The organism is Mesorhizobium sp. B2-3-12, assembly GCF_006442205.1.
Lineage (GTDB): Bacteria > Pseudomonadota > Alphaproteobacteria > Rhizobiales > Rhizobiaceae > Mesorhizobium.
In genome coordinates this window covers 81,733-102,828 of the sequence record NZ_VFVR01000007.1, presented here as the reverse complement: position 1 = coordinate 102,828, position 21,096 = coordinate 81,733, and the positions used below count along the sequence as shown (strand labels likewise).

General features: G+C 61.1%; 12 protein-coding genes. 5 read left to right on the top strand and 7 right to left on the bottom strand.

Annotation, left to right across the window (positions count from 1 at the left end):
• Window positions 1-122 precede the first annotated feature (122 nt).
• Complete coding sequence (locus FJ948_RS20150) at window positions 123-3,593, bottom strand: AAA family ATPase (RefSeq protein ID WP_140707452.1); 3,471 nt, start codon at window positions 3,591-3,593, stop codon at window positions 123-125.
• Window positions 3,590-4,849: a DNA repair exonuclease gene (locus tag FJ948_RS20145; RefSeq protein WP_140707450.1), complete on the bottom strand. Its 1,260-nt coding sequence runs from the start codon at window positions 4,847-4,849 to the stop codon at window positions 3,590-3,592. Before FJ948_RS20145 ends, FJ948_RS20150 begins: the two co-directional genes overlap by 4 nt.
• Window positions 4,850-5,178: 329 nt before the next feature.
• On the opposite strand from FJ948_RS20145, the gene FJ948_RS20140 reads away from it, so the two are divergent.
• From FJ948_RS20140 to FJ948_RS20130, 4 genes are all read left to right on the top strand, one after another.
• Window positions 5,179-11,169, top strand: a complete 5,991-nt coding sequence (locus FJ948_RS20140; protein ID WP_140707448.1) for a DUF3320 domain-containing protein — start codon at window positions 5,179-5,181, stop codon at window positions 11,167-11,169.
• 138 nt (window positions 11,170-11,307) lie between these two features.
• Window positions 11,308-11,472, top strand: a complete 165-nt coding sequence (locus FJ948_RS30450; RefSeq protein WP_210242278.1) for a hypothetical protein — start codon at window positions 11,308-11,310, stop codon at window positions 11,470-11,472.
• A 217-nt stretch (window positions 11,473-11,689) separates the two neighbouring features.
• Window positions 11,690-12,238, top strand: coding sequence for a PHP domain-containing protein (locus tag FJ948_RS20135; RefSeq protein ID WP_140707446.1), 549 nt, complete (start codon window positions 11,690-11,692; stop codon window positions 12,236-12,238).
• The gene (locus tag FJ948_RS20130) at window positions 12,193-14,502 is read left to right on the top strand and encodes a TrlF family AAA-like ATPase (protein WP_348643008.1); all 2,310 of its coding nucleotides are present in this window, start codon (window positions 12,193-12,195) and stop codon (window positions 14,500-14,502) included. The genes FJ948_RS20135 and FJ948_RS20130 overlap by 46 nt, the downstream gene beginning before the upstream one ends.
• 144 nt (window positions 14,503-14,646) lie before the next feature.
• On the opposite strand, the gene FJ948_RS20125 is transcribed toward FJ948_RS20130, so the two are convergent.
• Window positions 14,647-15,348, bottom strand: a complete 702-nt coding sequence (locus tag FJ948_RS20125) for an SMC-Scp complex subunit ScpB (RefSeq protein WP_140707442.1) — start codon at window positions 15,346-15,348, stop codon at window positions 14,647-14,649.
• Window positions 15,349-15,350: 2 nt separating this feature from the next.
• Window positions 15,351-16,304, bottom strand: a complete 954-nt coding sequence (locus FJ948_RS20120; RefSeq protein ID WP_140707440.1) for a DUF1403 family protein — start codon at window positions 16,302-16,304, stop codon at window positions 15,351-15,353.
• Between the two features lie 305 nt (window positions 16,305-16,609).
• On the opposite strand from FJ948_RS20120, the gene FJ948_RS20110 reads away from it, so the two are divergent.
• Entirely contained in the window at window positions 16,610-17,827 is a 1,218-nt protein-coding gene (locus FJ948_RS20110; protein WP_318012870.1) for a site-specific integrase, read from the top strand.
• A gap of 47 nt (window positions 17,828-17,874) precedes the next feature.
• Here the strand turns inward: FJ948_RS20110 and FJ948_RS20105 are convergent, their stop codons facing one another.
• The 3 genes from FJ948_RS20105 to repC all read right to left on the bottom strand — a co-directional run bounded on the left by FJ948_RS20105 (window position 17,875) and on the right by repC (window position 21,057).
• Entirely contained in the window at window positions 17,875-18,393 is a 519-nt protein-coding gene (locus tag FJ948_RS20105; protein WP_140707438.1) for an RES family NAD+ phosphorylase, read from the bottom strand.
• Window positions 18,390-18,725 carry an MbcA/ParS/Xre antitoxin family protein gene (locus FJ948_RS20100; protein WP_181173754.1) on the bottom strand — a complete coding sequence of 112 codons (336 nt, stop codon included), beginning with the start codon at window positions 18,723-18,725 and terminating at the stop codon, window positions 18,390-18,392. The genes FJ948_RS20105 and FJ948_RS20100 overlap by 4 nt, the downstream gene beginning before the upstream one ends.
• Before the next feature lie 991 nt (window positions 18,726-19,716).
• Entirely contained in the window at window positions 19,717-21,057 is a 1,341-nt protein-coding gene (gene repC / locus FJ948_RS20095; RefSeq protein ID WP_140707434.1) for a plasmid replication protein RepC, read from the bottom strand.
• Window positions 21,058-21,096 lie beyond the last annotated feature (39 nt).

Below are 21,096 nucleotides of genomic sequence, written 5' to 3'. Positions count from 1 at the left end.
CGATTAGTCCGCTTCTGGAAAGGAACAATCATGTCGGTAACGGCCGAAATGAGGCGCGAAGCGGTCGTTGACAATGCGGCTTGCCTCGCGAGAACGGGCCAACGACAACGACGCCGCGTAAATCACCCAAGCTCATGGATCGCGACGTTGGGGATGACGGCCCTGGCGATGTCGCATAGGTGTTGGTGATGGGTGAGATAGATCACCTGGCCGACGCTGGCCATCTCGCCGAACAACCGGAAAACTTCCTCCGACCGGAGATGGTCGAAGGTCTCCATGATGTCGTCGGCGATGAACGGAACAGCCGGCCTGAGCTTGGCAAACTCGTGATATCCGGCGAGCCGTAGAGCCAGGTAGAGCTGGAAGCGCGCGCCTTTCGAAAGAGCGTCTGCGACCTTCGATTGGCCATCCCGCTGTGTCGCGATGAGGACCTCGCCGCCCCTTACCGGCTGGGTCGTCAAGCCTGTGTAATGGCCCCGCGTGATCAGTGCGAAGGCGTCGGAGGCCTCGCTCATCATTCCGGAGCGGTGACGTTCGCGATAGACGCGAAGCGCGCTCGACGCCGACATCACCCCAAGCTTCAATTCGATGTAGCGGACGGCCTTTTCCTCGATTTCGAGAAGGACGGTGCGACGATCGGCATCGATTCGCGCCACTGCGCTGTCGCCGCCGATCGCATCGAGCTTGTCGGACGCCCGGGTCCGCCGGACGAGCTGCTGTTGCAGTGAGTCATCGAGGTCGGCGAGGCGCCGCTCGACGTCGGCCTTTTCAATTGCGAGCCCATCAAGATCGAGGCCCTCCAGCAACGACTGCGCCTGGATGAAGTCGCCGAGGGCGAGCTCGCTCGTCAATCGCTCTTGAAGCTCGGCCACGGCACTCTGCAGGCCGTCTCGCTCGCGAAGCTGTTCATCGCGCTCCACGACCTCCGGCAGAGTTTTCACCCCAAAAGCATCGAGCACTTCCTGTTTTGTGGTCTCGTGTGCCGCGGCCTCAGCATTCAGTGCCTCTCGAACGTCCTCCAACTTTTGAACGTCAAGGAGGAGATTTGCCCTCGCCTCACGGGCACGCTCGGCTTGCTCCAGACGTTCTGTCAGCCTGACGCTCACCTGTTCTGGCGCGTCGTCGCTTGCACGCTCGCCGGCCTGCGCACCAAGGCGGGCCACCTCTTCAACAAATGCAGTCCTATCCGCCTCCATCTTGCGGATGCGGATACGCATGGCCTCACGATCTTGCAGTGCCTTGGACAGCTCCGACAACTGATCGAGCACGCTGCCAAGCCCAGCCCCGGCAATGCCTTCTTCGAGCCAGGTGCCCTTTAGCGTTTCCTTGACCTCGGCCTGCCATGCACCCTCTCGCCGCTCGGCAATTTCAACAGCGAGCCGCCTGGCGGCCAGCTCCTCTTCTTTCGCGACGACGCTCCTCAGCGCTTCCGCGCGTTCCGCGTCGACCTTCGCCTGCCTATCCAGAAAGCGGTCGGCGGCGACCACCATTGCCTCCAAGGCCTCACCGACTTCGGTCTGAATTCCTACGCTTTGAAGTGCCGAGGTCAATCCGAGTTGGACCCGCTCTCCTTCGGCTGTTGCGCGTTGGACCTTTGCGCGTGCGAGCAGGATGTCACCCCAAGCGCTAAGCGCGTCAGCACGCGCTGAAATGCGCTCCTCCAGGAGTCCGATCAAGAGGTCGAGCGACTGCGCCTGGCAATCCTCAACCAACGCGCTTGCAATTTGCTTGATTTCAGCTGACGCCATTTCCGCGCGCTTTTCCACCTCGGCGAGTTGGCAGCGTACGCGCTCTATGGCGGCTTCGGTCTCGGCCGCCTTTTGCTTCATTGCGCGCAGATCCGCCAGCTCGCCCGCATGGGCCAACCGACCCGCGCCGACATCATCGTCCTTGGCCAATGCGGCGGCAAACACGTCTGCGGTTTCAGCCTTGAGGTCCGCCCGGTGTGTTCGCCACGCCTCATCTCTTTCACGTCGCATGACTGCCGCTCTGTCATCGTCGGCGAGATCGACCGAGGCGCTGACAGCAGCCAGGCGTGACGAAGCAGATACCCGGCTTTGTTCATGTTCAGCCAAGCGCTCGGCGAAGACTGCCTTGTCCCTTTGAAGGTCCGCGGCCAGTGTTTTCCACGCAGCAATGTGCGTGGCTGTCGGAACCGGCATCTTCGAAAGTGCGTCCGCATCTCCCGACCATGGCTGGAGGCGCCGCGTCGCGTCCGCCAGCCTTGCTTGCCGCTCGTCCTCCAACGCGCGCGCCTCTGTTATCTCGCCTGCGTGACTGCTGGCCTTCGCCTGCGACACGGCTGCCATCAGCCTGGCCCTTGCGGGCTCGGGCACCGCCCTCTCCTCGCCAACGCGACCTCGTACAGCGTTGAGCCCGTCGAGCGCGGCGGCGGCTTCGTCGCGAGCCATCCGCAAGCTCGTCGTGATGCCGGAGCGTTGCTCGACCATAGTGCGAAGCGTGCCGACCACAAACGCCGGCAGGATGAGCCGGGACGGATCCGGGTCGGCCGACCTTCCTAGCGCGGCGAGACAGTTCGCCACCACTTGGTCGAGCATCTGGACTTCCATCTTGCGGGTCGGCAGATCCATGCCCGCGGCCACATAGCGCGCCTTGCGATCGGCAAGTCCACGCACCTGTTCGGAGATCGCCAGCACAGCGTCGTCGACAGCGATTGCTTCGATCTTTGCCTTCGCCCGATCGATCTCATCGCCATTGGCCTGGAGGCGAGTTCTCAAGCGGGCATCATGATCGATCAATTCCGCGACAGTGCCGCTCCAGGTTCTGGGAGGAGACGGAATGTCAGGCAGCTCAGCCAATCTGATCGCCTTGCGCTTGATCTCCGGGAGGATCGGCGCGGCGCGGGTATATCGGTCGATTGTGGCGAGACGCGTCGACAATGCCGAGCGTTCAGCGAGGCTACGGTCATACCTGTCCTGGGCTTCCACCCGTTCCGCCTCGAGCGCCTCGAATGTGGAGGCCAGGGTATCGATCGTCTCCTTGCGTGACTTCAGTTCCGCGAAGCGCTTCTTCAGCAGAGCGATTTCCGTGGTCTGGGCCTGTTTTCGGTGGAGGCTATCTGCTTCCGTTTCCAACGCAGTCAAAACATCGCTGGCATGACCAAGTCCTGCACTGGCGGTGAAAAGGAGCTTGCCGAGATCGCCACGCGATTCAAGGATCGCCTTGCCCCCCGCTTCCAGCGTCTCGTCATCGAGCGAGAACATACTGCTATAGGCTTCGCGGGACAGTCCGGCGAGCTGCGCCGAAATGGCAATTTCGCTTAGCGGCGTGCCCTCCGCGTCGTGCAGTGAGTTGCTGCGGCTTTTGGTGCGCGAAACGGCAAGCGTCCGTCCCTCGAATTCGAGCAGCCCGCCGATGCGCATGGAGCTATATTCGTGCAGAAAATTATAGCGGCTGCGTTCTTCGATGCCGAAGAGCAAATCTAGGTAGGCGGAAAGCGCCGTCGATTTGCCGGCCTCATTCAGACCGAACACGATATGTAGATCCGGACCTGAAACCGACTTCTCTCCGAAGTCGATCGCCTTATCGGTAAACTTGCCGTAGCGAGTCAGATCGAGGCGCCGCAATCTCATCGCGTCGCACCTGCCTTGAGCCTGGAGGCGACCAGGTCGACGCTTCCGGCAAGCACATCGTCGAGAAACTGTTCAAGCCCCGCTTCGTCCTTGCCGGCGAAGCCCCGCGCATCGGGCGGCAGGTCCGCGATCGTTTTCAATACGAATTCTCGCGCGTCGGACCTAAATGCCTCTGACTCCGCATTGGCGCGCATCGACTGCGCGAGCTCGAGGGTGGGATCGGCAACGCTTTCCAAATTCCCGTCCCCAGGATTGGAAAGGGCGAGTTCCACCTTCTCAACCCAGGTATCGCCCACCTGCTCCGCGGCTTGTTCGGCTTCTGCGACAACCAAGTCCCGGTCGCGGATCATAGCCCATGAAAGCGCAGAAGTGCCGATCAGGCCAAGGCGAGCAACAAGGAAGCGGGATCTGGTAGCCTCCCGGGATTGCTCGAGCCCTGATCGGATGCGGGCAATGGCCTCGCTCCATTCCAACGCCCCGGTCAGATCGACGCTCACCCGCGCGAACTGCGCCACGCTGGTGAGTTTTTCCTCGATCTCGACAGAGCGGTCGTCGCGAATGGTTACCAGCGTAACCGACTTCTCGCCGGCTTCGTTGATATCCCTCCCCTGAGGGATCCCTGGCATCACGAGCGTGCTCGCACCGGAATACACCTGGCGAGCGTGAATGTGGCCAAGCGCCCAATAATCAAAGCCGTGGCCGTGCAGGTCGGCGACGCTGCAAGGTGCATAGACGTCATGGGCTGGGGAGCCGGCCAGGCTTGTGTGCATGATGCCGATGTTCGCAGCACCCTCCTGCGGGCCCACATATTTCGGCAACAGGCTTTCGGCAGCCTTGGGACTGGCGAAACTGAGACCGTGGAACGCGACATCTACCCCAGCGCCCGACTGGATCACGGATTGGCAGCGGCCGCCAAAAGTGGTCACCGTGTCGGGCAATACGAGCTGCTTCGTAATCCGCGACATGGCGTCGTGGTTGCCGCGGATCATGTATACCCTGACACCGGCCTGATGGAGGCGCGCCATCTGGGAAGCCAGAAAGCGCGCGGTCTTCATCGAGGTCTGGTCGCCATCGTAAAGGTCGCCGGCGATGACCAGAGCGTCGACACACTCCGCGAGGCAAAGATCCACTATTGCAGCGAAAGCCTGGCGGCTGGCATCCCCTACGAGTTCGGCGAGTTCAGAATTTCTGAGTGCGAGCGAGCGCAGTGGCGAATCAAGATGGATGTCGGCCGCATGAACAAATCGAAATGCCATCCGGGCGCCCTCCAGGCCCGAACAAGAGTCCAGGCAAATGCCGATACCTAGTCAAAGTCGCCCATGCCATCACAGCGTGCGACAAAGGCAGCTTGGGTTTCGGTAGCAAAGTCCGGCAGCGTTCGGCAACAGTCCTACTGCAATGAGGTCACGAAGTTAAGGACGACCGTTATCGCGCGTCCCCTGGCGGTGCATTGCTGAGAGTGCGCTTCACCGTTGGTTGACCCAGCTATCGGGTGGATAAGCGAAGCCTTTTATTCGTTCAGCCCGCCGGGAGCCTTTTATATCCCGAAAAAATTGCTAATCTGAATTCAGGGGACTTAGGGTCAATGCAATCTGTTGATAGTTCAGAGCTAGTATTAAATGATGATGCGGTAGCCGACAACTCGCCTGCAGCGAGCATAATCGCGGACGTCGCGTCCAGCTTCACTTATGCGTCCTATCAGAACGCGATACCGGTGGTTCGGTCCATCCGGCTTGATAACGACTCCGTCCGCACTCTGGAGAATTGCCGTCTCGAGCTGACATCATCGCCCTCATTCCTGCGACCGAAAACCTGGACAATAGACCGTCTCGTTCCTGGCGACAGGCTTGAACTGAGCGACCGCAAAATCGAGCTCGATGCCGGATATCTCACAGGCCTCAATGAGGCCGAGCGAGGTGAGATCACATTGCGGCTGACCGCGGCAGGCGAGGTCCTCGATGAGCAGCGGCTGACAGTCAGATTGCTCGCGCGCGATGAGTGGGGTGGCGTTGCCGACATGGCGCAGTTGCTTCCGGCTTTCGTGATGCCGAATGATCCCGGCGTTGCGCCGATCCTGAGGGTCGCAGCGGAACGACTTGTTGCGCACGGCCATCCGAGCGGCCTTGACGGCTATCAATCGCAAAGTCCGCAACGGGCATACATGCTGGCTGCGGCCATCTATTCGGCGATCGCCGGCATTGGCCTGCACTATGCCGAGCCTCCAGCGAGCTTCGAGAGCCGAGGCCAGAAGATCAGGCGGCCAACGACAATGGCTGAGGAACGCTTGGCAACTTGCCTGGATACGTCACTTCTCTTTGCTGCTGCACTGGAGGCTGCCGGACTGCATCCAGCGGTCTTGATGTTTGACGGGCATGCCGCGGTGGGAGTCTGGTTGGCCAAGCGCACCTTCTCCAATGCGGTCGAAACGGACCAGATGGAGGTGCGCAAGGCGCTGGCTTCGCGTGAGTTCATTGCGTTCGAAACCACAGGCGTGACGCACCGCCCTGCGCTGACGCTCGAGGCTGCCCAGAATGCGCTCGGTATCCGCCTGGCGGAAGAACAGGCGCGAGCCTTCGTCGCAGTCATAGACATCCGGCGATCGCGCAGTGGCGGCATCACGCCGCTTGCCTCGCACGAACCCATCAGGCGAAACACAGTCGATGAGGAGGCGGCGGCAGTCACCGCCCTCCCGCTTCCCCGCGCGCCCGCGATGGGCGAGATGCCGGCTGAAGCCATTGAAGCAAAGCCTAGCACCGCGGCCGGCCGCATCGACCGCTGGCAAAAGAAGCTGCTCGACCTGACGCTCAGGAACAGGCTGCTGAATTTTCCCGAATCAAAGAAGACAATCCCGTTTCTGTGCACCGACGTGGCCTATCTGGAGGACAGGCTGGCAAATGGCGCTGCGGTCCGTGTCATATCGTTGCCAGAGCAGAACCCTTTGGGCGAGCGGGACGCGGAGCTCTATCGGGATGTCCATGGCCGCGATCTGCAACGCGGGTTCGCGGCTGAAGCGCTGCAGAGGGACGAGCTTGCCTCCACGCTGGATGCTCGTCAGCTTGAGGCGAGACTAATCGATCTTTACCGTCAGGTGCGTAACGACTTCGCCGAGGGCGGCGCAAATACGCTGTTCCTTGCTGTCGGCTTTCTGCGCTGGAAGAAAAAACCGGAGGATGAACGCAGCTACCGGGCGCCGCTTTTGCTGGTCCCGGTCAAGCTCGAGCGACGGAGCGCGACCTCACGTTTCACGATCCGCTTTCATGAAGACGAGCCTCGGTTCAACGCCACGCTACTTCAGTTCCTGGAGCGCGATTTCGAGCTTCGCCTTCCCCAGTTTGCTGGCGATCTGCCGCTAGACGACAGCGGGGTCGACGTACCGCTGGTCCTTCAGACAATGCGCCAGGCGGTCCGCGATGTGCCCGGGATGGAGGTGATCGACGAGACCGCGTTGTCGACATTCTCCTTCGCAAAGTTCCTTATGTGGAAGGACCTGGTCGAGCGGACCGACGCGTTGCGCCAAAACCGGGTCGTTCGCCACCTCATAGACACACCCGAGCAGGCCTTCGAGAGTTCGGACGGCCAGTCGGGCTTTCGAGATGAGGCAGAGCTGGACCGCGCGTATGAGCCGTCCAAAATCATAAGTCTCCTTCCTTTGGATTCAGCGCAGACAGCCGCGAGCATCGCCGCGGCCGAGGGGCTTGATTTCGTGATCGTCGGTCCACCCGGGACAGGGAAGAGCCAGACGATCGCCAACATGATCGCCAACTGTCTGGGCGTTGGCAAAACGGTCCTGTTCGTGGCTGAGAAGACGGCGGCGCTGGATGTCGTTTATCGCCGGTTGCGAGAACATGGACTTGGAAATCACTGCATCGAGCTACATTCGAATAAGGCCGATCGCAGGCATTTCGTCGGCCAACTGAAAGCCTCATGGGAGCACGGCGCCCCGGCGGACGCATCCCAGTGGATTGCCATCAACGAGCGGCTTCGCCTGCGCCGCGACGAGTTGAATGCCTACGTCGAAGCGCTTCACAAACGCTATCCCAATGGTTGGACTCCCTACCTGGCGCTGGGCATCGCGCTCAAGTCGAATGATCAGACCGCGCCAGCATTCACGTGGCAGGCGCCTGATGGGCACGACCCGCAAACGCTTCTCGAATTCGAGGAGCTGGCCGCGCAGGTCGGCTTGGTCTTTGGGTCGGTAGAGCGTCAGCCGGCGTTGGATCTGGTCGATGTTGGAGAGTGGAGCAGCGATTGGCAACTGAGAGTGCTGGCTGGGGCGACGTCTCTGGACTCCGCGATCGGCCAATTGACGGCATCGATCCGGGACTATCAATCCGGTCTCGGTCTTGCCTCCAGTGAGCCTTTGCCGCACGCGGAAATCCAGTCGCTCCTGGGCCTGGCGCAGGTTCTGGCGCAGACCCGCAATCGCGATGTCTCGATTGCTTATGACCGGGATTTCTCGACCTTCGGCGAAGCGCTCGCCACCCTAGAGCGCTCGATCGCGGCCTATCGGGAGGCCGAGCGTGGCCTCTCGGCGGCCTATGATGTCGCGATCGTCCGTGACCTCGACCTGGATGTCCTGGACAGGCAATGGCGTGATGCGGAAGCATCGTTCTGGCCGAGATCGGTAGTCGGCAAACGCAAGGTCCAGAAACTGCTTCAAAGCCGCGCACAACGAGGCACCGCCGACCCCGGCAAGGATCTTCCGCTGCTCCGCCGGATGAGAGCGTTTCTGGCCGCGGTCGACCAAAGCCCATTGGCAGGCAAGCCCCTACCGGTCGACGGCTTAGCAACAGACGTGAAGGCTGTAGCGGCGATCCTCGATCTCGCTCGGCGACTTCGCGTGTCGCTCCGCATTCCTGGACGGAGCCAGGACGAATTTCGGGCCATCATCCGTTCCGTTGCGCCTAATCTGCGCGGTACCCTTGAAAACGACCGACTGCGCGAGGCGGGCGACAAACTGCTGGCGGCCGCCGAGGGATTCCATGCTGCGAGAGTGGCGTTCGGCCAGACCGCGGGACGCGAGCTTGCGGATCCAGCGGATGGTCCGGGTCTTGAGGCGCTTAGGGCCAAGCTGATTGAGCTAGCTGGTGCCCAAAACCTGCTTCGCAATTGGGCGGCCTGGTGCCAGGTGAAAAGACAGGCGGTCCAACACCATCTTGCGCCTCTTGTTGAGCAGATCGAGAGTGGGACGATAGCTCCCGACCAGACGCGTTCCGCCTTTCGCATCGGCTACGCCAGATGGTGGCTGCCGAAAGTTCTCGACGGCGACGCCGTATTGCGAAATTTCCGCAGGTTCCAGCACGAGAACGCGGTCACAGAATTTCGCGAGATCGACGATCTGGTGCGTGCACAAGCCACCCAGCGCGTCGTCAGTGCGCTCGCGCATGGGCTTCCGTCGGTACAGGGCGTCGCGCGCAATTCCGAGCTTGGGCTGTTGCGGCATCAGATGGAGCTTCAGCGGCCGAGCCAGTCCATCCGCGACATGATCGGCAAGATGCCGCAGTCCTTTGCTAAGCTCGCGCCATGCATGTTGATGTCGCCGCTTTCGATTGCGCAGTACCTGCCTCCGAACCAGGCACTGTTCGACGTGGTGATCTTCGACGAGGCCTCGCAGATCACGACCTGGGACGCGGTTGGCGCGATAGCCAGGGCGCGCCAGACGATCATCGTGGGCGATCCCAAGCAGCTGCCGCCCACCAATTTCTTTGGCCGCAACGACGAAGAGGAGGAGATCGCCGACCACGAAAAGGATCTGGAGAGTATCCTCGACGAGGCAAGGGCCTCCGGGATCGCCGTGCGTGATCTCAGATGGCACTACCGCAGCCGAAGCGAGTCGCTGATCGCGTTCTCCAACTATCACTATTACAGCAACCGGCTGGTCACGTTCCCCTCCCCGGCGGTGGACGATCGCGCGGTTCGCCTGCACCGGGTGCCGGACGGCGTTTACGATCGCGGCAAGAGCCGCACAAACAAGATCGAGGCCATGGCCGTCGTGCGCGAGGCAGTCAACCGCATGAGGGACTGGCTGGCGCTGCCGGAAAGCGGACGACCGACGCTTGGCGTGATCACGTTTAATGCGCAACAGCAATCGTTGATCCTGGACCTGCTCGATGCCGCGCGCCGGGACCATCCGGAACTCGAATGGTTCTTCGCCGAAGACCGGGTCGAGCCGACGATCGTGAAGAACCTCGAGAACGTCCAGGGTGATGAGAGGGACGTGATCCTATTCTCGATCACATTCTATCGGGATGCCTCCGGAAAGCCACCCGCGATGGACTTCGGGGCGCTGAACCGAGACGGCGGCGAGCGCCGCCTCAACGTCGCGGTAACACGCGCTCGCCAGGAGCTCATCGTCTTCTCCGGCTTCACTGCGGACCAGATTGATCCTTCGCGAAGCAAGGCGATTGCGGTGCAGCATCTGAAGACATTCCTCGACTACGCCGACCGGGGCCCAATTGCGCTGCCCGCCCAGGATCTTGGATCGGTCGGTGGTTTCGATTCGCCATTCGAGGAGGCGGTCGCCGAACAATTGGAGCGGCGCGGATGGACGGTCGTTCCGCAAGTCGGGATTTCCGACTTCCGCATCGACTTGGGTATCCGCCATCCAGATCTGGCTGGGGCGTATCTGGCAGGCGTCGAGTGCGATGGAGCGACCTATCACCGATCGGCGACGGCAAGGGATCGTGACAAGGTTCGCGAGCAGGTCCTAACGGGGCTCGGCTGGACCATCCGTCGTGTATGGTCGACGGACTGGTGGTTCGACGCAAAGGGATGTGCCGAACGTCTTCACACCAGCCTGGAGACCCTGCTCGAGGAGAGCCGGTTGCGCCGTTCGAGCGAACAGACCGAGGAGGTGACAACGCGCTGGGAAATGGGTCAGCAGATCGAGCCGACAAACGAGCCCAGCGATCAGACGTCGGCGCCGACCGAGGAGCCCGTGCCTCTTCCGGTCACGTCGGAGGTTCAGCTGGTTTCGGCAGACGTTTCCACAGTTCCCGAGTCTTCCGACTTTGCAGCATTTTCAACAATGGTGGGTCAGGGGATCCTGGGCAACATCGAGCAAGGACCTCGTTACCGGATTACGGATTTGACCGTCTTCCGGGCAGACCCCGCGCAATTCTTCGAATTCAGCTACAGGACCACGCTACAGGGGATGGTAGAGGCCATCCTCGAGACCGAGAGCCCGGTGCGAGCAGACGTTCTCGCCCAACGCATTGCCCGGGTGCATGGCTGGCTACGCACCGGTGGTCGCATCCGCGAAAGGATCGATCTGCATCTGCGCGACTTGGATCGCACACAGGAGGCGAGCGGCGAATTCATCTGGAAGAAGGGAGCGGTCTCGGATTTCCTATCCTATCGCCAACCGCTCAATGAAGAAGCGCGGCGCTCCATCGCTGACATACCTTTGGCAGAGCTCGCCTCGGTGGTGGTCGACAATCCCGGACTTCTCGACATGCCCGACCCTGCACGCGATCTGGCCCATCTTCTCGGAGTAGACCGCCTAGCGGCGATCTCGCGTGCGCGTCTGGATGAGGCAATCGCGAAAGCAAGACAGCATGTTACCCCCCCTTCATAGGCAGAGATCGGCCATCATGCCCAAGGTGGCTATGGTGTGTTCGCAGATAACCCGGCACGAGAAGACCCAAAAAGCCGGAAGCTAAGATTTGGTACTGGCCTATAACCAAAGCGTCTGAGAAGCAGGGTGGACGTTGCGGTGACGCTGATGTTCGGCTTGGCGTTTTCCGTCGCCATGGCCAACTCTACGGGTATCCGCCCTCTGATGGGCGCTGCTAGTGCCGAAACAGTTGGTGGTATCCGAATGATGTACAAACCCGAAGAAAAAAGACCGCTTGGTAGTTCGATTCGATTAGCAGCATAAGAATTCCACCGATGGTATCGTCAAAAGTATTCTTGGAAATTCTGTTAGGCCGCTTGTGTCGATGCTGCCGTCACTTTAGAGAACTCTTTCCAGCGTGTTGGTGATCCCGAGGCTTGGGCTAGTCTCGGCTCCGCCGCACTACCTGGATGGGTCGCGCATTCAGAAGACTGAGCCATCCTACAAGACCATATATCGGCATCCGCGAGTTGGGGGCAGAATGAATTATCCGAAGGGACATCACCCGGGGGCGGTGTGGCGCAAGACTGACTTTCAGATCCATACGCCGCGCGACGCCGGATGGACAGGCGGCGGTGGCTTGCCAGGTGGGTCTGAGGAAAAGGAGCTGGCGCGTGAAGCGTGGGCGGACGAATTCGTGGCGGCATGCCTCAAGAGGGACATCGGGGCGATCGCGATCACGGATCACCACGACATAGTCATGTACCCCTATGTGGCCCGAGCTATTGAGCGATCACACACCGCCAAGCCGACGCTGTGGTTGCTTCCGGGCATGGAAGTGACATGCAATGACTCTGTCCAGTGCTTGATACTTTTCGACCAGGGTACGCCAACCGGAGTCATAGGTCGCCTGTTTGGCATGATGCCCAGAGTGCCTGCACCAGATCCCCACGCCGCCAAAGCCCCGCAGGCTAGCCTCTGCGGAAAGGATATCGAGGACCTACTTGGGTCGATCTTCCAGGATGATATGCTTAAGGGAGGAATATCGCGCTGCCTCATGCCAGCAGGGGTGGCCACAAGGATATTCTGAGGCAGGGCTTTCATCAGCGTTTCGCCGATCTCGAAGTCGACGGCGTTTACAACGAGAAGCCGTTTGCAAGCCTTGATGAGATCACGCGAAAAAAGATCTACGGTGAGATATCAGATTGGGGTGATCGTCGTCACGGGATTATCACGACCGGTGACAACCGCACATCCAATTATGCCGACCTTGGCACAAATGCGTGTTGGATGCGGCTCGGGGAGCCTACCGCGGAAGCCGTCCGGCAGGCGGTTTTGGCTGATGAAGCTCGCATTACCTATGCTGAGCCCTCCATTCCTAGCCAGCGGGTTCTGGAACTGCGGGTAAGCTCGACACTAACGGGGGACGATTTCAGCATCACATTCAACGATGGTTTCAACACCCTCATCGGCGGCCGAGGCTCCGGGAAATCGGCGATCCTGGAGTATCTGAGGTTTGCGCTTGGCCGTAGCACGCTAGACGCTGCTGATGACGTGGCGACTAGTCGCGAACGGGACATGATCACCTCGACGCTGATAGCGGGGTTCGTCGAGGTCGACCTCGACCGGAATGGCGTCATCGAAACGTGGCGGCGCACGCTGGATAAGCAGACCATGGTTACCGTCTCGACGGACGGCGAGTCGCGCGATCTTCCCATCAGCGTGGCGCAGGAGCGGTTTCGCGCCCGCGCATTTTCCCAAAAGCAGCTGTCAACTATGGTGAGACGGCCAGAGACCGCCGATGAACAGATAACTGGCATAGCTGCGGCAGAAAGTGTCGATCGCCGTCGGAAGGCAGAGCAGGATATCGACGAGGCGGAGCGCGCAATCCGTGCGGCATTCCAGCAGGTTGTTCAAAGTTGGGCAGCACAGGCCGCATTCAACCGCGCTGAGTCTGCTTCTGGTGATTTGGTAAGGCGCCTTGAGTCGATCCGAAACCGTCTCGAGCAGGGCGGTCTTAGTGCCGACCAACAGGCGATTCTCGACCAGCAGCCCGTGTATAATCGAACCTTTGCGTCGTTCCAAACCGCCGTGAAATTTGCTCAGGCAACGCTTGGCCAGGCCAAGCTGCTCAGGGAAATTCCCATGGAAGGATGGGATGCTCTTGTGGAGACATCGTCTGTTAGTAACGCACGGCAAAGCATAGTGCGGTTGAATGACCGATTCCGTGGCGGCATCAAAGAGATCACCGACGCGCTCGAACTCACGCTTGAGGAACTTGCACGGCATCAGCGGGAATTCGGTGAGGCCCAATCCAAATTCAACGAGCAGTACGCCGTCGCGAGTCTAGCGCAATCGCATCTGACGACGCTGCTGTCAGAATTCCGCCAGCTTGGCGAAGAACAGCAGGTGGCCGAGAGAAACCTCCAAGACGCCAAGGCCGCCCTGTCCAAATTGGTCGGGGTTGACTCCCGACTTGCAGAGGCGAGAACCCTGCTCGGTACGCGATTGACGGCGTTGCGAGAAATCCTCAACGAGGCATCGGACCGCGTCAAGGAAATGTCCACTGGTGTCCTTCGCGCTCATGTAGAGGAGGAGACAATACCGCGTCGCTTTGTGGACGCCTTGATGGAGCTGTGCGAGCGTTGTGGCATCCGTGAAATCGACGCCCGCTGCCGGGAGCTCGTTGAAAACGCCGCCCGAAACGGGCGTCAAGGGTGGGAGGAGCTTGTTCACCGCCTACAACGGATCAGACACGGACAGGTACTGCGAGGTAATGGGAATGAAGTTGATCCAAATGACATCACGGAATTAAAGGCTGCGCTGAACTGGCTAACTGACAATCAGGCGCGCCTTGTTCTGGCCCGATTGGACGATGATCGACTAGGCAAATTTTTATCGGCTTGGGCATCGCCGTTTATTCGCTTCGAATACAGGGATCGGGGAAGTTACATGCCTTTTGAGCGTGCGTCGCCCGGGCAGCAGGCCTCGGCACTTCTCACCCTGCTCCTCAACCAAGAGGCGGGAACGCTCATAATCGACCAGCCGGAAGATGACCTCGACAACCGCGTGGTTATGGCGATAGCCAAGCTGTTGCAGACCACCAAACGCAAGCGTCAGCTAATCTTTGCGACCCACAATCCAAATTTCGTCGTGAATGGCGATGCCGACAAGGTTATTGCCTTAATGCCGAGTGTCGAACCGAACGCCACGGAAGCTATAAGGGCAGCTCAGATTGCCATCGAACAGGATGGGGCGATAGAAACGCCCGCAGTTCGGGAAGCTATAACCGAAACAATGGAAGGCGGAATGAGAGCCTTTGAGCTTCGAGGAAGGAAATATGCCGTTGTGTGACGGAGCGACTTCTTGAATCAGTACTCTAGTTCAACGATGGGGCTCCTGTGATTAGCGATCCCGATCACCGGCTGCCGCAGGACCAGTCGTGCTAGCCCGGAGTCATCGAGTGTCTTGATGGTCGCAACGCAACAACGCCGCCGCTCACGACATCTGATCCTCAACGACATCGTCACTGCCTTCCGCGGTAGCCAACCCGGCCGGAATGCCGCCGGCCAGCAGCTTTTCCTTCGACAACAGCCCGGCATCCTCGAGCGCCTCGAAATCCGGCAGCTGGCGTAGCGTGTCGAGCCCGAACTGCGACAGAAAAGTCTTCGTCGTCACATAGGTGTAGGGCGCGCCCGGCTGCGGGCTGCGCGGCCCCGAGGCGATGAGCCCCTGGCCCCTCAGCACGCCGATCAGATCGCGCGACACCTCCTTGCCGAAGAAGCTCGACAACTCGCCGCGGGTGATCGGCTGGAAATAGGCGATGCACATCAGCACGAGCGCCTCCGCCTGCGACAGTTCTTTTGCCCCCTCGCCCGCCGCCGTGCCGAAGGCGGAGCGGATGGCGTCGCCAAAAATTTTCTTGGTCCGGTGCTGCCAACCGCCGGCGACCGCGACCAGTTCGTAAGGGCGGCCGGCGAGCTCGGTGCGGATGTCGTCGATGATCAGCTCGATGTTGCAATTCTTCCCCACCACCCGCGCCAGCACACTCCGTGTCACCGGTTCATTTGCCGCAAAGATCACCGCTTCGACGCGGCCCATCCACTCGCGCCAGCGCAGCTCCGCCGGGAGGTGGTCCAGTTCCGTATCGAGCAGCACAGGCTGTTCGTTCGGCTTGCGGCGGGCGGACGCTTCGCTCATCGCTAGAGACCAAACAGCCGGAAGCTGGGGCGGCCCGAAAGCTCGCGCACCGCTTCGAGCTGTTGCAGCCGTTCGAACAGGCGCCGGGCCGCAAAGCGCGACAGGTTCTTTGTCACCAGCGATCCGGAAACGGCATCTTCATTCAGCAGCAAAAAAATCACGTCGCCGGCGCCTTTCGCGCGCAGTTTCGGCGTGACGGAGAGAAGTTTTTCGGCACGGCGCGACAATTCGGCGGCCAGCCGGCAAGCCACCGCCGCCGCTTGAACCAGCGCACCGCAGACCGCCCGCTCAAAATTCTTTTCGCCCGGCCGGATTCTTTTGCCTCCACCTTCAGCGCGGAAGGTCGGCGAAAAAACCTGGCTCATGAGCAGCGGCAGCGGCCGCGGCCACCGAAAACTTTGCGCCAGCACCAGGTCGGCGAGCCACCAGGCCAAAAGCTCGGCATCGGGCCGAATGGCGACGACGCGCGCGGCAATCGCCGCGGCGGCGAATGGTGCCGGCCGCTGGGATTCGGCCAGCTTCTCGATCTCCGTGCAGAGGTCAGCGAGCGCCGCGCCGTCCCAGTGAAGGCCAAGCTGGCCGACGATCTTTTCAAGCCTGTCGGCGTTGGCGATGGGCGGCTGCGCGGCCAACTGCCGCCAGGCGCCCAAAATGGCGCCGGCGGGGCCGGGATCGGCGCCGGCCGGGCGAAGATGCCAGGCATCGCGCAGCGCGGCTGCGTCCTCTGAGCGGCCGGCGAGCCGCATGCTGGCGACAGCGCAATTGAGCGCCCGCCGCTGGCGCCAGGCTCCGGCCCAGGCAGGTTGCGCGCCGGCGAGGGTGTCGAGCGCGCCCAGGGCGGCGCCAGCCCGGAAGGCGGCGTCGGCGTCGCTCGGCCCACCACCGGCGGCAAGCGCCCAGGCCGGAACCGTGGGCGGCGCAACGGAGTTGGCGGTCGCGGGATCGAGGCGAATCATGTTTCCGAGGATAAAGCGGCCGTGCGCTTTGCGCCATCGATTTCGCACCAAAACGCACAGCCTGTCGGACGCATAAAACGAATGATAATGTTGCATTATCATTCATTTTGCTCTTCATATAAGAAATGGCCTCTCACATCGATCAAAACCTCGAACACCGTAGTCAGCGCGGCTCCGCTCGACCGCAGGAAACGGCGCCCCCTGTCGATCGGGAACGTGTTAACCAGAACGCGGCTGCAGGCTCGGCCGAGGCCGACGCCACGTTGGCCGATGACCTGCCCGACATCATCGACGTCGTCCTGGAGATGGGCCGCGCGCCGCAAGAGCCGGCGGAAGCCGAAGCTCTCCGCTATGGCTCCCAGCCCTTCGGGCGTTCGTCATCCTTCGAAAGGTCCACCGGACCTTCCTATCCGCCTGAAGAGGAACCGGACGCTCACCGTTCGGAGTTCGGACAGCCAAATCGTTGGCTTTCCGCCGGCGATGCCGACCACTCCTCACCCCCTCCCCTTCCGGTCGTCTCGACCGAGCGCCTGCCGGCGCATCTCGACGCACTGGCCGATCGGGCGCGCGATTACGTCGAGGCGGCGAGCTCGGCCAATACGCGCCGCGCCTACGCGTCCGACTGGAAGCATTTTTGCGCCTGGGCGCGCCGCCAGCATCTCGATGTGTCGCCGCCCGATCCGCAGGTCGTCGGCCTCTACATCACGGCCTGCGCGTCCGGCAACGTAGCGGGCGACAAGAAGCCGAACGCGGTCTCGACAATCGAGCGACGTCTCTCTTCGCTGACCTGGAATTTTTCTCAGCGTGGCCAGCCGCTGGACAGAAAGGACCGCAACATCGCCACCGTCATGGCCGGCATTCGCAACAAGCACGCAGCCCCGCCCCGCCAGAAGGAGGCGGTGTTGCCCGAGGATCTGATCGCCATGCTGGAAACGCTCGACCGCAGCACGCTACGCGGCTTGCGTGACCGGGCAATGCTGCTGCTCGGCTTCGCCGGCGGCCTGCGTCGCTCCGAAGTCGTCGGCCTCGACTGCGGCCGGGACCAGACCGAGGATTCTTCGGGCTGGATCGAATTTTTTCCCGACAAGGGCGTTCTGGTCACCTTGCGGGGCAAGACCGGCTGGCGTGAGGTCGAAATCGGTCGTGGTTCCTCCGACGCTACCTGTCCGGTTGTTGCCCTGCAGACCTGGCTGAAACTTGCGCGCATTGCCCACGGCCCGCTTTTTCGTCGGGTGGCAGGGCAAGGCAAAAAAGTCGGAGCCGACCGGCTCAACGACCAGGAGGTCGCCCGCCTGGTCAAACGCACCGCGCTGGCGGCCGGCGTGCGTGGAGATTTGCCCGAAGGCGAACGCGGTCAAAAATTTGCCGGGCATTCGCTGCGCGCCGGCCTCGCCTCCTCGGCCGAGGTCGACGAACGCTATGTGCAGAAGCAGCTCGGCCATGCCTCGGCTGAAATGACCCGCAAATATCAGCGCAGACGCGATCGTTTCCGCGTCAATCTCACAAAAGCCTCCGGGCTTTAGGCGCGGGAGAAGGCCCCTCCCCTGCCCTTCGGATGCCGAGACGTGCATCATCGCCAGGAGAGCTGGTCCTTCGGCAACCGGCCGCTTGGGTCGAATACGGTTACCTTGTGCGGCAGATCCGGACCCCAGTCCCAAAGCACCAGGTTACGATCCTCCATCTCGGCGCTCGGCGCGAAACTGGGGACCACAATGCCGGCAATACTGCGAGGCCGCAGCCGGTCGTAGACGGACCAGGACGCCGGGCGCTCTCCGTCGCTGAGCGCCGTCGCCCAGGCGCAGGCCATGTCCTCGAGCGCGATAGAAAATTCTCCCCTTGCCTCGTCCGTTGTCAGATCCACGATGTCATCGCAGTCGATCTCATAGGAACACAGCACGCAAGGATCGATCCGGTGCGCGAACCCTTGGTTGGCTTCCTTGACCGCTGTCATGATGGTCAGCGCCAAATATAGCGCCGGCACGCCTTTGGGATTAAATCGCGCACCTCTGATCGCCGCCCCTTCGCCGGAAGTCGGCTTGAATGCCCAACGTGGATCGTGTGCCCGGTAGCAGGTTCCAACGAACCTCAAGCGAAACCACCGACGGCCATGTGATCGAGATAATCACGGACCGCAGCGGCCTTGCCTTCCTTCACCAGCGCTTCAGCAGTGCGTCCGCCAAATGCTGGAAGCGGCTGAGCTCGATACCAAGCCATCGCCTGCTCCTTGCCGCCCGCCCAATCCGTCACACGACTGATGATCTCAAGCATTTCCCGCAGACGCCCCTGTGTCTTGACCGCGGCGCTGCGCTCTGAGCGATAAAGGGTCTCGCGAGCAAGACCGGCGGTCTGGGCCAACTGGCCCTTGGACATGCCAAAACCGTCCGCGACCTGCTCGATCGCAATCTTCCCGTTCCGGTCCATATAGGACAAGATGAGAGGTCCATTCTGCTCGGGGATCTTGAGTGCATGGGCCACAGAATTCATCCTACCATATTGAGAGTCATATTTCCTGTGCAAAAGGTATGGCAGTTCTCGGCACCTTTCAAGCCCAGGACCGAACCATTCAAGCTGCTGCCACCGTCCTAGCATGCACGCAAATCGAGCTGACCATGTGCGCGCTTATGCCGGGGCAGCGAGTTCGGCAAACACCCGTCGCGCCTATGCTCCAACTGGAAGCATTTTTTGAGCCCGGTGCCGGCGTCAGATCCGCAGCGGCCAGACCCACAGATCGTCGGCCTCTACATCACGGTCCAGACCTCTGGATCGGCAAGCGACACAAGTCGGTGTCGACAATCGAGGGCTGCCTGTCGTCGCTGACTTGGCACTATACGCAACGCGGTCGACCGGAAGGGCACGGCATATCTCCACCGTGCTCGCCGGCATTAATAACAAACGCGCCTCCACTCCCCATTAAGGAACCCATCCTGCGCGTCGTTCGACTCGCCATGCGGGAAACGCTTGACCGCGGCACCTGCGCGGTCTGCGCGACGCGTCATGTTGCTTTTGGATTTCGCAGGCGGCTTGCGCCGATCCGAAATCATCGGCTTCGACCTTTTGCGCGGGCCGGCTTGGCCACGCCTCCGCCGAGATGACGCGGAATACCAACGCCATCGCGACCGCTTTCGCGTCAATCTCACGAGGCGAACGGGCTGTAGAGCCAAACGGCCCCCTCCCTGCTCCGTGATCAGCTATTCGGTTCGAGGCGACGCGCGCCGTTACTGGCAAGCCGAGCACGTCAGCGACACTTGCTAGGGCTGGCCCGACTGATCTCATATGAGACCTCGAACAAAGAGGCTCCTTGGCTCCCACTGTCAAGGGAATCGCAGTTGGCCCTTACGGAATGCGTTATCAGCCCCCTCCCCTGCCCCGATAGGCGGCTGAAAACCGGGCGCCGCATGGTATCCAGCGCCCGTCACTCCCAGCCCCTGTTTTTCATGCTGAGCCGCAGAGCCTCGCTGATTTCGGTGTGTCTGGGGCGATCAACTAGATCGTTGCCGACGTCCGCCTCCGTCCAGGACGGTTCTGCCGGGGACTTCCCTGCCTTTTCGTCAAGCCTGGCCCGGAGCAGTGCCATGATCATAGGCCATACAGAAAACTGTCCGCCACGAGCCCTTTCCGTCAGGTTCCTGAGATAGCCCCCCAAACTGTTGATATGATTGCTCCGCTGGAGGATCCCTGCAACCGTTGCTGCCGCTTGTTCCGGACCCATGGCTTCGACGGCTTCCTGCCAAGCGCTCGGACTGATCCCCATATGGGGCCGGGCAAGCTCGGCCGCGGCCACAAAGTCCCGCCATGTTCGAATTTGCCCCCCACGTACCATGGTCAGGATTTCGGGGCAGGCATCCAGGACCATCCCTAGGGGCAGATCGCGTTTGGGCAAACTGCGCACATTATCGTATTTCGCAGCCGTGGCGCTCGCTTCGTTCTCTTTTCCAGAGCGGTTTTCAGATTCATCGGTAGAATTAGAGTGTGGGTTTGAATTCTGTATGTGGCGCTCAAAATGGGACTCATTGGCGCTCATATTTTGTGATTTCACGAACGTTTCCAGCAGTTGATGGACCTGCGTCCAAAGATCCTCCAACTCGTCGGCAATCGTCTCGAGCACCTGCCGCGATGCCGTACGCGGTAGCTTCGCGATGATTGTCTCGTACCGCCTCAGGAACCGTCCCCAATCGGCCGGCACATCTTCATTGAGCCCTGCATCGATAATCTTGACGATATCGCGCCGGCAGATCGTAAGGCGCTCCTTGACCAGCTTATAGGCCTTCCGCTCGTGCTGGACCGCGGCTGCCAATTCCTTGAACTCGCCAGCGCGCGCCACGATCGGCGACAGGTCGAAACCATAGGCCTGCTCAACCTGACCTCCCTGGCCTTTACGGGCAAAGCGTTTGCCATTCGGGCTGTCGCGCCGGATCACCAGGCCACACGTGACCAGAACAGACAGGTGGCGCCTGAGCGTCGCCGGCGACATGCCGTTGGCACGGCGGATAAGCTGCTCATTCGACGGGAAGACGACGAGACCGCCCTCGCCCGAAAGTTCGTCATCACGGTGAAACGTCAGCAAGGCGTTAAGGATCGCCAATGCGCGGTCGGTAGCGCCGAGCGCTTCCTTGGCTTCCCTGATATTCCCGAAGGCCTGCCACTTGGAAACCGTGGCATCGGAATCGATCTTTCCAGCCCTGGCCTGACTTGCAATTATGTCAAGCGACATTGACCGCCGCCCAAAGGGCGTCGTTGCGATATGCGTCCCCATCTTCCTTCACCTAACGCTAGGCAAAAGAAATCTGCTCGC

Excerpts from the sequence above, each read along its gene's own strand:
- FJ948_RS20110 (WP_318012870.1), top strand. The coding sequence starts at position 16,610 with ATGGGCCGCGCGCCGCAAGAGCCGGCGGAAGCCGAAGCTCTCCGCTAT.
- FJ948_RS20120 (WP_140707440.1), bottom strand. The coding sequence starts at position 16,304 with ATGATTCGCCTCGATCCCGCGACCGCCAACTCCGTTGCGCCGCCCACG.
- FJ948_RS20150 (WP_140707452.1), bottom strand. The coding sequence starts at position 3,593 with ATGAGATTGCGGCGCCTCGATCTGACTCGCTACGGCAAGTTTACCGAT.
- FJ948_RS20140 (WP_140707448.1), top strand. The coding sequence starts at position 5,179 with ATGCAATCTGTTGATAGTTCAGAGCTAGTATTAAATGATGATGCGGTA.
- FJ948_RS20125 (WP_140707442.1), bottom strand. The coding sequence starts at position 15,348 with ATGAGCGAAGCGTCCGCCCGCCGCAAGCCGAACGAACAGCCTGTGCTG.
- FJ948_RS20145 (WP_140707450.1), bottom strand. The coding sequence starts at position 4,849 with ATGGCATTTCGATTTGTTCATGCGGCCGACATCCATCTTGATTCGCCA.
- FJ948_RS20100 (WP_181173754.1), bottom strand. The coding sequence starts at position 18,725 with ATGGACCGGAACGGGAAGATTGCGATCGAGCAGGTCGCGGACGGTTTT.
- FJ948_RS20135 (WP_140707446.1), top strand. The coding sequence starts at position 11,690 with ATGAATTATCCGAAGGGACATCACCCGGGGGCGGTGTGGCGCAAGACT.
- repC (WP_140707434.1), bottom strand. The coding sequence starts at position 21,057 with ATGGGGACGCATATCGCAACGACGCCCTTTGGGCGGCGGTCAATGTCG.